13 protein-coding genes are annotated in these 12,666 nt (G+C 67.4%); 2 read left to right on the forward strand and 11 right to left on the reverse strand.

What is annotated here, in order from left to right; translation table 11 throughout:
• Positions 1-87: 87 nt before the first annotated feature.
• Complete coding sequence (locus tag KIP79_RS36910) at positions 88-804, forward strand: polysaccharide deacetylase family protein (protein WP_214109636.1); 717 nt, start codon at positions 88-90, stop codon at positions 802-804.
• A 24-nt stretch (positions 805-828) separates the two neighbouring features.
• On the opposite strand, the gene KIP79_RS36915 is transcribed toward KIP79_RS36910, so the two are convergent.
• The 4 genes from KIP79_RS36915 to KIP79_RS36930 all read right to left on the reverse strand — a co-directional run bounded on the left by KIP79_RS36915 (position 829) and on the right by KIP79_RS36930 (position 4,302).
• Positions 829-1,935 (reverse strand): acyltransferase family protein, encoded by a 1,107-nt coding sequence (locus tag KIP79_RS36915; RefSeq protein WP_308170073.1) that lies wholly within the window; start codon positions 1,933-1,935, stop codon positions 829-831.
• 157 nt (positions 1,936-2,092) lie between these two features.
• Positions 2,093-2,776, reverse strand: a complete 684-nt coding sequence (locus KIP79_RS36920) for a type IV toxin-antitoxin system AbiEi family antitoxin domain-containing protein (RefSeq protein ID WP_214109638.1) — start codon at positions 2,774-2,776, stop codon at positions 2,093-2,095.
• Positions 2,777-3,014: 238 nt separating this feature from the next.
• A complete protein-coding gene (locus KIP79_RS36925) occupies positions 3,015-3,809 on the reverse strand; it encodes a DUF1707 SHOCT-like domain-containing protein (RefSeq protein WP_214109639.1) in 795 nt (264 codons plus the stop codon).
• Between the two features lie 154 nt (positions 3,810-3,963).
• Complete coding sequence (locus tag KIP79_RS36930) at positions 3,964-4,302, reverse strand: hypothetical protein (RefSeq protein WP_214109640.1); 339 nt, start codon at positions 4,300-4,302, stop codon at positions 3,964-3,966.
• A 120-nt stretch (positions 4,303-4,422) separates the two neighbouring features.
• On the opposite strand from KIP79_RS36930, the gene KIP79_RS36935 reads away from it, so the two are divergent.
• Positions 4,423-5,076, forward strand: a complete 654-nt coding sequence (locus tag KIP79_RS36935) for a hypothetical protein (protein ID WP_214109641.1) — start codon at positions 4,423-4,425, stop codon at positions 5,074-5,076.
• Positions 5,077-5,468: 392 nt separating this feature from the next.
• On the opposite strand, the gene KIP79_RS36940 is transcribed toward KIP79_RS36935, so the two are convergent.
• The 7 genes from KIP79_RS36940 to KIP79_RS36970 all read right to left on the reverse strand — a co-directional run bounded on the left by KIP79_RS36940 (position 5,469) and on the right by KIP79_RS36970 (position 12,647).
• Positions 5,469-6,686 carry an RNA polymerase sigma factor gene (locus tag KIP79_RS36940; RefSeq protein ID WP_214109642.1) on the reverse strand — a complete coding sequence of 406 codons (1,218 nt, stop codon included), beginning with the start codon at positions 6,684-6,686 and terminating at the stop codon, positions 5,469-5,471.
• Positions 6,683-7,021, reverse strand: a complete 339-nt coding sequence (locus KIP79_RS36945; protein ID WP_214109643.1) for a YciI family protein — start codon at positions 7,019-7,021, stop codon at positions 6,683-6,685. The genes KIP79_RS36940 and KIP79_RS36945 overlap by 4 nt, the downstream gene beginning before the upstream one ends.
• A 14-nt stretch (positions 7,022-7,035) precedes the next feature.
• Positions 7,036-7,626 carry a dihydrofolate reductase family protein gene (locus KIP79_RS36950; protein WP_214109644.1) on the reverse strand — a complete coding sequence of 197 codons (591 nt, stop codon included), beginning with the start codon at positions 7,624-7,626 and terminating at the stop codon, positions 7,036-7,038.
• 89 nt (positions 7,627-7,715) lie between these two features.
• Positions 7,716-8,372 carry an NUDIX hydrolase gene (locus tag KIP79_RS36955; RefSeq protein ID WP_214109645.1) on the reverse strand — a complete coding sequence of 219 codons (657 nt, stop codon included), beginning with the start codon at positions 8,370-8,372 and terminating at the stop codon, positions 7,716-7,718.
• A 41-nt stretch (positions 8,373-8,413) separates the two neighbouring features.
• Positions 8,414-10,186, reverse strand: coding sequence for a DUF4434 domain-containing protein (locus KIP79_RS36960; RefSeq protein ID WP_308170074.1), 1,773 nt, complete (start codon positions 10,184-10,186; stop codon positions 8,414-8,416).
• Between the two features lie 93 nt (positions 10,187-10,279).
• Entirely contained in the window at positions 10,280-11,371 is a 1,092-nt protein-coding gene (locus tag KIP79_RS36965) for a glycosyltransferase (RefSeq protein ID WP_214109647.1), read from the reverse strand.
• Between the two features lie 13 nt (positions 11,372-11,384).
• Entirely contained in the window at positions 11,385-12,647 is a 1,263-nt protein-coding gene (locus KIP79_RS36970) for a nucleotide sugar dehydrogenase (RefSeq protein ID WP_214109648.1), read from the reverse strand.
• Between the last annotated feature and the right edge of the window lie 19 nt (positions 12,648-12,666).

Here is a 12,666-nt window from a genome sequence, read left to right on the forward strand (position 1 = left end):
AACCTCACCTGGTCACGGGACCGCAAGATGTATCGCGAACGTGAGCAGGGCTACCGTGTGCGGTGATCACCATTAGGATGCGGCAGCATGCGGCTGATCGTCCGAATGCTCCTCGCCGTCGTGTGTACCACCGGCCTGTTAGCGTCCTCTGCCACCACTGCCCAGGCTGTCAAGCCCAAGCCCTACTGCGTGAAGTACAAGTGCATCGCGCTGACCTTCGACGACGGGCCCTGGCCGTACACGCCGGAGTTGCTGGACACGCTGAAGAAGTACAAGGCGAAGGCGACCTTCTTCGTGCTCGGCCGGAAGGTGGCCAACCGGCCGGAGATGATGCAGCGCATGGTGAAGGAGGGGCACGAGGTCGGCAACCACACCTGGGACCACCCGAGCCTGACCGAGCTCTCCGACGAGGACATCGTCGCGGAGATCACCAGCACCCAGGAAGTGATCTACGAGACCATCGGCAGGTACCCGACCATGATGCGTCCGCCGAACGGCGCGACCAACGAGCGGGTCGGGGAGCGGATGGCCGAGCTGGGGCTGCCGCAGATCCTCTGGACCGGCTCCACGCTGGACTGGCAGGCCAGGAACCAGAAGATCATCAAGCAGCGCACGCTCAAGCTGGCCAAGCGGAACGGCGTCATCCTGCTCCACGACATCGTGCCGGAGACGGTCAAGGCCATGCCGGCGGTGCTGAAGACCCTCAAGGCCAAGGGCTACAAGTTCGTCACCGTCTCCACCCTGCTGGGCGACAGGAAGCTGGCCGCGGGCGAGATCTGGCCGCCCCGGCCCAAGAAGAAGTAGCGGCTTTCCGGCTTTTCCGGCTTATCAGGCTTTTCCGGCGTCGGCCCGCAGCGAGCGGGCCAGCGCCGTCTTCAGCCGGGGCCCCAGCGGCACCTCCACCAGCCGGTACACCAGGTACGCCACACCCAGCACGGCCAGCACCACCACCGGCAGCGTCACCCGGTTGCCCAGCACCGGGTGGAGCCACTGGATGAGCAGGAACCCGATGTGGTGGTGGAACAGGTAGAGCGGGTACGTCAGCGCCCCCAGCACGGTGAACCACCGCCAGTCCAGGCCGTCCAGCCGGCCCACCGCGACCAGGCACATGACCAGGAAGATCAGCGAGATCACCCCGACCACCAGGGCCGACCCGGTGGCCTCGCCGAACCGCTCCAGCGCGGCCGGGTGTTCGCCCAGCAGCTGCACCAGAGCGAGCACCCAGGCCACCGCCACGAACAGCCACGGCAGCAGCGAGCCGCCGAACCGGTAGATCAGGAAGAGCGCCATCCCCGCGATGAAGTACGGCGCGCTGAACTGCACCAGCACCACCTTGAGGAAGCTCACGTCCAGCCGCTCGGCGACCAGCAGCAGGAACACCCACCCCGCCAGGAAGCCCAGGCAGCGCCGGTAGGTGATGCCGATCGCGGCGAAGCAGCCGACCAGCACGTAGAACACCAGCTCCTGCCAGAGCGTCCAGTAGACCACCTCCAGGTCGCGCACCCGCAGGCCGTGCTGGAGCATGGTCAGGTTGGCCAGCAGCTCCGACAGGGTGGGCCGGTGGTCGGTGATCAGCCCCGCCAGCGCCAACACACCGAGCACGATCACGCTCGCCCAGTACGCCGGGTAGAGACGGGCGATCCGGGAGGCGGCGAACTCGCCCGTGCTCCTTCCCCAGGCGCTCATCAGGATCACGAACCCACTGATCATGAAGAACAGACGCACCCCGTACACACCGAACATGGTCACCGCGCTGAGCGCGGGAAAGGCGTTCGGCGTACCCCACGCACGGGTCTCCCCGAAGTGAAAGAGCACCACCCCAAGCGCCGCCACGAAACGCAGCAGATCCAGGACACGTAACCGTGACCGAACGGGGGGTTCAACGGCGGCGGGTTCCGCCAAGGCCTCCGGAGACGGGGGCACCGAGGTCAGCACGAAGGGCAATATATCCTGAGAAAAGCCTGGGAGATCACGTTACGTGTGATTCGTCCATGGTGCCCAGGATGCAGTTGATGGGCTCGCGGCCCAAGGCCCATTTCTTCGAAGTTCTACCTGGACGAATGCACGGTCAGCAAGCGGGTCCGGCGCACGATCACCGAGCTCGGCTATGCCGTTCACACGTCGGCCGAACTCTACGGCGGACGGGAGCAAGCGAGCGGAGCACGTACTCGACCATGACTTCGTCGGTGGACCTGCCCTCGCGTCGCGCCAGGCCACGCAGGTCGTTCCATACCTGTCCGAGGACAGCGGTGCGTGGCGGGTTGGGCATCAGGCCAACACCGCCTCGCGCCAAGTCCTTTCCGATCACATGGCGATGTCGCATCGCGTCGACCACGCTCCGGGGCGCGTTGTAGACGGGAACGTTCTCTCCGGGGGCGACGGGGAAGTCCTCGCGGCCGAGGTCGAACGTGTCGGCGGCGTACTGGGACACCACAACAGGCGGATAGGGAAACGACGGGCGATGACTGCCGCGTGCCACAGCGATGTGCACAGCCGAAGGTATGCCGTCGATGAGTTCGTGAAGAGCAAGAGCGGATTCTCCGCAGACGATCGCGCGCGGCACACGCGTACACACAGCAAGCAGATCAAGATGCGCGGTCTCCGGAGCGCTCGCTTGGCGATAGACCCCTCGCGACAGCTCGTCAAGCTTCCCTTCCGATACCAGAAGAGCAAGGTCGCGGGACGGGATGCCAGCACGACGTGCTTGAGCAGAGGTAAAGGTGGACGGCAAGGCCACCAACCGTGCTTCGAACGCCCGACCTTCCCTCGCCCCCATGTATCAAACTCTACCCATCAACCTGGCGAGGGGCAGAGTTCGATACATCTCGATACGCTGTCGGAGACAGTGGAAACTCGACGCGGCTCACTCTCTGGGCAAACCACGCGGCCGATCCCCAGTCCAGTTCCTACTGACCCATAAGTCCGGCAGCCAGGCTGTTGGCCTCACTTCGCCACTCTCCCTCGCCGCCAGGCACGCCGACCTGATCCGGTGCAGCTTTACGAATGCGGCAGCCTTATCCCTTGAAGGAGGCATAGCACTCGTGCTCTGGATCATTGGCTGAAGATGACTCGGCCACGATCTCCCCATTCACCTTTATGGTACAGGTTAGGGGTGCAGGGCTCATTTGGGAATTATCTCCATTCTGGGCATATACCTCCAGGTCGTAAGGCGGCTTTGCGTAATCCGAAGCCACCCGGTACGGAAGTCGCACCGCATTCCCGGTTCTTTTGTCACCGTCGATGACCGCATACATTTCATCTACTGTGGCCGACGGATCCTTGCTCGCGATCTCCACTTCTACCTGATCGTAAGTGATCTTCGGAGCTTCTATCGTAGGTTTCTTTTTTGCGGCGTCACTCAGGGAAGCGCTTATGATTCCAATCACGAGGATCGTGACGAAGGATACGACAATAGAGCGTGTCGTAAAGTCCCAACTGGACCATGTGCTGCGCTTCTGTGAAGCGTTCACCGGATCCTGGTAAGCGGTGTACGAGTTGGGAGTGTATGAGCCACCAAATGTTGGTGCCGTATAGCCCGGAGGCGAGTATGAAGTCGAGGCCGAGGTTGGCCGGCGCGCTTTATACGATTCTTGGAACGTCCCATCGGCCGAAGGAGCCTGAAGCGACATGCCGGGAATCGGCGGTAAATCAGCAAGCAGTTCCTGGACGTCATCCCATGTTACGGCCGATTGCGCTGCCGCCACCCGAGTGGATAACTCCTGCTCGTTCAGTCGACCTACGGCGAAATGTTCGCGCAGGATGACGCAGGCTCTGTCGCGATCAACGTCGGAAACGCGTATGCGAGACATCTCTGATACCTCCTGCGCAGGATGATGGATGCGGGGCGCATACTACCGCAATATGGGAGTTTTGTTCGGCTCTTACCGAATCTGCACAGTAGGCGATCTTGGATGGTCCCACCCGAACCCGGGCGGGACCAGACATACGTCGCAATCGGTTGGATTAGCACGCTTTCAGGCCGCGTACATACCCCCATATCGGAACCGCGATGCGACCGGTGACCGATGAGTGGCCGAGAATGACATGGCACCGTCCGTCATCCTCGCCGACGACGTCGACCTGACGCCTGACCGGATAGCCATTGCACTGGCGAATCGTGTAGTTGTAGTAAAGGTAGAGCGGACTTCCGTGCGCGGTGAATCGGCCGCTCAATCCGCACGGAGCCGCCTGCGCCGAGGTAGTGGCCACCGCGTTGAGCTGCAGAGCCAGGGTCAGGATGAGACCGATCCGAGGCAGTCGTCTGTTCAATGAGATGCTCCCCTGCTTCGCCTCGACCACCATTTGGCGAGGTCGTGGTAGTCATGGTCCGTCTCGAGGGACGCCGAAAGAACAGATGTCGGTCCGAGTCGGACCGAGTCGGACCGGACCATGAGTGCCAGGGCTTGAGCCATACTTTCGGGTATGACCGACGCTTATTCCTCCGATCCGAGCGGCATCGACCCGGTGGAGAGGCTGTGGACAGAGGTAATCCGCGTGTGGGAGCTACGCGGAAGGCCGCACTTCAGCGAGATAGAGCAGTGGAGCATAAACACCAAGCAGAGCCACCGCTTGTCGCGTGGCACCTTGAGTGACTGGTTCCAACATCGCCGGATGCCCAAAGACGGCTGGTCGAAGTTTTGTTTGCTTCTGCTGTTCTTGGATGTCGACACGGAGCAGTGGCGTAAGGATCTGTGGCTGCCGGCCGAACGCTTCGTCGCCGGCCGCAATGGCCGAGGCCGAGCGCAGTCGCCAGCTCCGTCCAGCGTGGATTCCCCAAATGCGCTGCCTGCCGGACCAACCGACGGTGGGCCTTCCGAATCCCCTTCCCGAGTTTTCACCAGAGTGCGGGTCGTCACCGCCCCCGTCTTCACCACTCCGGATGAGAGCGGTCATCCCCTGAAACACAAGTACCAGGGCGACAGGATCGAGTTGGTTTCCGGAATCGAGCCCCGCGCCGATGGCACAACGACGTACTGGGCGGTCCGCACACCCCGCGAGCGGGCCGGCATCGCTTGGATGCGAGCCGCCGACCTCGACGACCCGGATGACTTCCAGAGTTCGCGACCCACGCGGTAGGCGAAGAATGGCGACGCGAAGAGCGCTGAACGCTTGGCCCGAGCCTCATCGAATACGGGCAGGGCCGCAGTGCGCAATGCGGATCTGAGGGGGCAGGGGCATGCCTCATGCGCGTCCAGTACCCGGCGTAGGCGGCGGCGTAGCTGGTGACCACCTCGGCGGGCAGTTCTTCCCATGCGGGCACTCCGATGAGGGCTTTCTCCGCAGCGCGGGGTTCGCGCGCGGCCATGATCATGTGGGGGATCCACCACATCCTGCCAGGGTGCCCCGATCGGTACATCCGGGGAGTCCGCGACAGGTCGGGGTGCCGACCCGGGACGTCGTCGAAGACGAGCCACCAGATGGCGATAGGGGAAACTGAGGGAAGGCGTTCCCCTCCCAGGTGCCTGTCGTCAAGCGGATAGGGCGGCGCGGGAGTGGAGAAAGCGGCGCTCGGCGGTGTTGTTGGTGAGGGTGGCGGCTCGTTCGTAGGCCGCTGCGGCGTCTTCGGTGCGGCCGAGGCGGCGGAGTAGGTCGCCGCGTACCGCGTGGAGCAGGTGATGGCGGTCGAGGGCGTCGAGGGCTTCCACGAGCGGCAGGGCGGCGGCCGGGCCGTGTACCTCGGCCAGTGCGACCGCGCGGTGCAGGGTGACGACGGGGGTGGGGGTCAGGGCGGCCAGGTGGTCGTACAGGGCGAGAATCTGGCGCCAGTCGGTGTCGGCGGCCGTGGTGGCGTCGCTGTGTACGGCGTTGATGGCCGCCTGCAATTGGTAGGGGCCCGGCTGATCGCGGCGCAGGCACCGCCTGAGCAGATCCTGGCCCTCTGCGATCAGCTTCTGGTCCCAGAGCGTGCGGTCCTGTTCGGCGAGGCGGACGAGGCCGCCGCCGGGGTCCGTGCGGGCCGGTCGTCGCGACTCGATCAGCAGCATCAGTGCGAGCAGGCCGAGCACCTCCGGCTCATCGGGCATCAGTGCCGCGAGCAGACGGCCGAGCCGTACGGCCTCGGCGCTCAGGTCGTCGCGGGCGAGTTCGTCACCGGAGCTCGCGGTGTAGCCCTCGTTGAAGATCAGATAGACGACGGCGAGGACCGCGCGGAGGCGGTCGGGAAGGTCGGCGTCGCGGGGCACGCGGTACGGGATGCCGGCGTCGCGGATCTTGCCCTTGGCCCGGACGAGTCGCTGGGCCATGGTCGGCTCGGGCACGAGGAACGCGCGCGCGATCTCCGCGGTGGTGAGCCCGCCGAGCAGCCGGAGCGTGAGCGCGACGCGGGTGGCGGGCGCGAGCGCGGGATGGCAGCAGATGAAGATCAGGCGGAGCCGGTCGTCGCGCACCGGACCTTCCTGCCCGGGATCGGGAGCGTCGTCGGACGCCCGCAACAACAGCGCCTCGGCGTGCCGGTCGGCCCGCGTCGACTCGCGGCGCAGCCGGTCGATCGCCCGGTTGCGGGCGGTGGTGATGATCCAGCCGGCCGGGCTGGGCGGCACCCCGTCGACCGGCCAGCGCCGCACGGCCGTGGCGAACGCGTCCTGGACCGCGTCCTCGGCGACGTCGATGTCACCGAAGACGCGGACGAGGACGGCGACCGCGCGGCCGTACTCCTTACGGAAGACGCGCTCGACATCGGCGCTCATGCGATGGGCCGCACCTCGACCGGCAGCGTGGCGGCGCGGGCCATCCTGGCGGCCCACGCCAAGGCGGCGTCGAGGTCGGGCGCGTTGATGACGGTGAAGCCGCCGAGGTGCTCTTTGCCCTCGGTGAAGGGGCCGTCGGTGAGCAGTGCTTCGCCGTCGCGGTCGCGGACGACCGTCGCGGTGCCGGCCGGGTGGAGGCCGACGGAGAAGACCCAGGTGCCGGCGGCCCGCATCTCTTCGGCCAGGGCGCCGAGATCGGCCATGATCGGGGCGAGGACTTCCGGCGGAGGTGGGTCGCCGTCGGGCTGGTAGACGCTGAGCAGGTACTGCCTCATGCCACACGATTCTCTCAGGCGGCCGGGCGGTAGGTGGCGATGATCACGCCGGTCGTCGTCGGTACGGCCCCGACCAGCTCGAACGTGCCGTATCCGGGCTTGCCCTCGGCGAACAGCTTCGTCCCCGTCCCCAGCGTGAGCGGGTGGATGGACACCGTGAAGACGTCGACCAGGCCGGCCGTGGCCAGCGACCGCACGAGCTCGCCGCTGCCGAGCACGACCAGATCGCCCTCGACGTCGCGCTTCAACGCGGCCACGGCCTGCGTCGCCTCGCCCTTCAGCAGGGACGAGTTCTGCCAGGGCAGGGGCTCGGACAGGCGCCGCGAGGCGACGTACTTGTGCTTGCGGTTGAGCACCTCGGTGTACGGGTTCCCATCGGTCTGCTTCGACCAGAAACCGTGGAACTGCTCATACGTGCGCCGGCCGAACAGCATCGCGCCGTCCTCGCCCATCCCCTTGCCCATCGTCTCGGCCATGACGCGGTCGGCGTACGGGTGGGCCCAGCCGCCGTACGGGAAGTCACCCCGGGTGTCCTCATCGGTCCCGCCGGGTGCCTGCATGACCCCGTCGAGCGTCACGCTCTCAACCACCACGAGCTTGCCCATCGCGTTCTCCTCGCGTGCGGGGCCAGCCCGTCGCCGGCCCGTCACCAGCTACACGAACGGCCCGCCCCCGGATCGACAACGCGTGGAATTCACAAGCGCAGCATGGGTGGATGCAGGAGGACCGCCGGGCCGCGGCGGTAGAGCATGGCGGGGCGGCCGCCGTCGCGGGTGGTGGTTCGGCCGGTGGGGATGAGGAAGCCCTCGGTCTTGGTGACCTTGCGGTGGAAGTTGCGGGGGTCCAGGGGGCGGCCCCAGACGATTTCGTAGACGCGGCGGAGTTCGGCGACGGTGAACTCCTCGGGGCAGAAGGCGGCGCCCAGGGAGGTGTATTCGAGTTTGCCGCGGGCGCGTTCGATGCCGTCCAGCACGATGCGGCGGTGGTCGAAGGCCATCTCGGTGAGGGCGGAGACGGGCTGCCAGCTCATGTGGGCCTCGGTGGAGGCGGGGAGGTCGGGGGCCAGGCCGAGGTAGGCGACGGAGACGACGCGCTGGCGGGGGTCGCGGTCGGGGTAGCCGTAGGTCTGGAGCTGCTCCAGGTGCACGGGGGCGCCGGGCAGGCCGGCTCGTTCGGCCAGGACTCGGGCGGCGGCCGCGGGGAGGTCCTCCTCCAGCTGGATGAAGCCGCCGGAGAGCGCCCACAGACCCGCGTACGGCGGGCGGTCGCGTTTCCAGACCAGGGCGCTCAGCTGCTGGGACCGTACGGTGAGCACCACGAGATCCACGCTGACCGGAATGCGTGGCACCATGGCGGCCACGTTACACGTTGTGTGGATCAACGGTGTGTGGATCACTCGTGGTGAAAGTAGACGGACTCGGCGGCCTTGCGGCCGTCGGCGGAGGTCACGTCCACCCGGACCCAGACGCCGTCGGGAACCGAGGCCCAGTCCACGGGGATCCAGATACGGCCCACCGTCTCCGGGAGGTCCGGGAGGGGGGTGGGGTCGTACCAGCCGACCGTGGCCGAGTCCACGACGCGGGGGGTCTCCAGGCCGGGCCAGCTCAGGGTGACCTTGGCGTCCTGCATGTGGTAGCCGCGGATCTCCAGGCCGTCCTGGATCTGGCGCTTCTCGCGGATGGCCTGGATGGCCACGGGCCGGTCCCAGTCGCGGGCGATCTCCTCGGAGAGGGAGGGCGAGCCGCAGGTGTAGAAGTCGGTCCACATGTAGGAGATGATCTTCTCCACGTACGGGCCGACCAGGGTCACGGCGGTGTCCATCCGAGGCTTGTCGGTGCGCCCCCGGGTGCCCTGGGTGCCGCAGCGTTCGGTGGCCGACGGCTCGAAGGACTCCACGTTGGCCCAGAGCCGGACCTCGATGCCCTCCTCCAGCAGCTCCTTGCGGGCCTGGGACATCTCCCGGTAGTAGTCCCGGGTGCCGCCGTAGTAGGCCGTGTTGTACGTGCTCTCGCCCACCACCGGCTTGAGCCGCTCGTCCACCGGCTTGTTCTTCCAGTTGGGCCAGAACAGGCCGACCTTGCCGGTGCCCCGGCTGTCCTGCGGCGCGATGATGCCGACGCCGGTCCTGGCCAGCGCCTTGAACCCGGCGGCCACCTGCTTGGGGGTGGAGGTGTACTGCACCCGCCGCCGCGCGTCCAGGTACGGGCTGACCAGGATGGGTTTGCCGGGCAGTTCCTGCTCCACGATCCGGTGCTGCTCGGCGTAGACCTGGAGGGTGGGCACGTTCTCCGGCTCGGCCCAGTCCCGGATCTGCAGCTCGAACGGCTGGTAGACGCCGCCTAACGACTTGCGGCCGGTGAACCGGTCGCCGTAGTCCTGCAGGATGCGCCGGGTGAGGGTGGTCAGCGTGCCGACGTGCCGGGGGTTGGCCTTGGTGGCGCCGGTGGGGTCGCGGGGGGCCAGCGGCAGCGCGGGGAAGACCTGGATGCCGAACCGGTCGCCCAGGTCGAGCAGTTCGGTGAGGCTGTCGGTGGTCCCGGCGGAGATCAGGATCAGGTGGTAGCCCTTGCCCGCGGAGGTGAAGTCGCAGGTGGCGTCGTCGGAGCCGTCCTCGGAGGCGATCAGGCGGAAGAACACCTTGTCGCCGACCACGATCTTGCGCTCGTACTGGGGGCAGCGGAACACGCCGTCGCCGTACTGCTCGTCGGTGCGGTAGACGAAGTTCCAGCTGATGCGGTTGCCGGGGTTGGCGGCTTTCAGCTCGTTCTCGGCGGCCTTGGCGCACGGCACGCCGTCCTCCACGCAGTACGCGTACCGCTGGTCGGGTAACGGGGTCTCGTTCCCGGAGGCCTCCTCCAGGATCTGGCCCTTGGCGTTGACCTGGCGCGGCTTGAGGCCGAAGCCGATGCGGACCACGGTGTCGCCGCCGACGTGGTGGATGGCCTCCAGCTGGCGCCGCCAGTTGCAGCGGTCGGCGGTGGGCACCACCCAGTAGCCGGTGATCGCGTACGGAGTCGTGACGTTGGTGTCGAACGTTCCACAGGGGTCGGTGAACTTGTCGGCCGGAGGGGACTCGCCGGGCTGTGGCGAGGAGGGCGCCGTGCTGCCGACGTGGGAGGCGCGCGGGGTATCCGGTTCGTTGAGCGCGAGCACGACGGACGCCACCCCGCCGAGTATCGCGACACCGAGAACTAGAGCCAGCCAGCGCACACCGTCACCCCAGACGTATTCGGCATTATCGGCATTTGTCGGCAAATATCAGGATCGCGGGTTGGCCGCCCATGCTTCAAGTTGGGCCACGAAACGGCGCGCCGAGTTGGGCCAGTGGTGGTTGGCCCGGGCCGCGGCGTAGCCACGCGCGCCCGCGCCCCGGCGCTCCTCGACGTTGTCCCGCAGCGAGAGCACCGCCTTGGCCACCGCCTGCGGATCCTGCCAGGGCACCACCACGCCGCTCTGGTAACGCTCCACCAGCTCCACCGCGCGGGGGGACGGCGTGGTTATCACCGGTATGCCGTGCGCCATGTACTCCACGATCTTGGTGGGCATGGAGTGCCGGTAGTTCGGCTCGTCGTGCAGCAGGGAGAGTCCGGCCAGCGCGCCGTCCAGCCGCTTGAGCGCCTCGTCGTTGGGCATGAAGTCGCGCCACTCCAGCAGCCCCTCGGCCACCGCATCGGCCAGCAGCGGCCGGGTCTGGGGGTCGGCGTACCCGATCAGCTCCACCGCCACCCGGTGCGGCCGGAGCAGGCGGCCCACCTCGACCGCCTCACGCACGCCCCGGGCCTCGGAGAGCCAGCCCAGGTAGACCACCCGGTCGTCGCCGGGCGCGCTGACGTTGTCCGGCACCCAGGTCTCGTTCGGCACCACCAGGTGGGCCTCCCGGAACCGGCCGGCGTAGGCGGTCTCGGCCAGCAGCAGGTGCATGTGGCGCTCGGCCGTGCCTTCCAGCAGCCGGGCCAGGAACCGGGTCGGCGGCCGGAGGAAGGCCGGCAGCCAGGGCTTCAGTGAGAGCGTGGCCGGGGTGTCCTCGTGCACGTCCCAGACCACCGGGGGCCGGTTGCGCACCCCGGCCACGGCGAACAGCAGCTCGGGGTCGTGGATCAGGACCAGGTCCACCTTGCCGCGCATGCTCCTGAACAGCTTCCTGGCGGCCCGCACGGCGGTGACCCGCCGTCGCTCCGCCGCCCGCGGCAGGTCCACCCCGTTCACCCAGGACCGGGGGACCACTCCGCGAGCCGTGTACGGCGCCGCGTACGTGACCTCATGACCGGCGTCGACGAGTGCCCTTATCTGCCGGTGCAGGATCCGGGCGTCCTCAGGGTGGTGCACCACCGTCATGACGAGCACGTGCACGCGACTGGCCTCCCTACAGCCGCTCGACGCGTTCGCTCGTGGCGAGCACGCCACGAGTGTCGAGCACCAGGCGGCCCCGCCGCTCGACGAGTTCCAGGTCGAACGCGGAGTGCTGCTGGAGCAGCACCGTCACGTCCGCTTCCTCGACGGCTGCCGCGAGGTCCTCCTCGCGTGGCACCGGCACGCCGTCCACCGACCACCCCTTGACGTGCGGGTCGCAGAAGGCGATGTCCGCCCCGAGCTCCCGGAGCGCCTCGGCCACCGGTATGGCGGGTGTCTCCCGTTCATCGGCGATATCCGGTTTGTAGGTCACGCCGAGCAACAGCACCTTCGATCCGTTGACCGCCTTGCGGTGCCGGTTGAGCAGCCGCTGCACCCGGGCCACCACGTACGACGGCATGCGCTCGTTGATCTCCTGCGCCAGTTCCACGAACCGGAAGGGGTATCCGAGCTTGCGCACCGTGTAGGACAGGTACGACGGGTCCACCGGAATGCAGTGCCCGCCCACCCCCGGCCCCGGCAGGAACTTCTGGAAGCCGAACGGCTTGGTGGCCGCCGCCTCGATGGCCTCCCAGAGGTTCACCCCGAGCTCGTCGCAGAAGATCGCCATCTCGTTGACCAGGGCGATGTTGACGTGCCGGTAGGTGTTCTCCAGCAGCTTGGCCATCTCGGCCTCGCGGGTGCCGCTGACCGGGACCACCCGCTCCACGAACTGGGAGTAGAACGCCTGCGCCCGGTCCCGGCAGGCCAGCGTGTAGCCGCCGACCACCTTCGGGGTGTTGCGCAGGCCGTACTTGGGGTTGCCCGGGTCGATGCGCTCCGGGGAGAAGGCCAGGTGGAAGTCGGTTCCCGCGACCAGGCCCGACTGCTCCAGGATGGGGCGGGCCACCTCGTCGGTGGTGCCGGGCCAGGTGGTGGACTCCAGCACCACCAGGGTGCCGGGCCGCAGGTGCGCGGCGACCGTGGCGGTGGCACCCTCCACGGCCGACAGGTCGGGACGGTGGTCATCGTCCAGGGGCGTCGGCACGCAGATGACGATCGTGCTCGACCGCGCCAGGATCTCCGGGTCCAGCGAGGCGATGAATCCGTTGCCGAGCATCGTGTCGAGGTCGGCGTCGGTCAGGTCGTCGATATAGGACCTGCCCTCGTTGAGGGCGGCTACTTTGCGCGGATCCACGTCGAGCCCGGCCACCCGGAGACCTGCCGCGACGGCCTCTTTGGCCAGCGGCATGCCCACGTAGCCCAGCCCGATGATCGTTAGATCGAAGCTGGTCACGATGAGACCTGGGAGCGGG

Source organism: Acrocarpospora catenulata (genome assembly GCF_018476525.1).
Classification (GTDB): Bacteria; Actinomycetota; Actinomycetes; order Streptosporangiales; family Streptosporangiaceae; genus Acrocarpospora; species Acrocarpospora catenulata.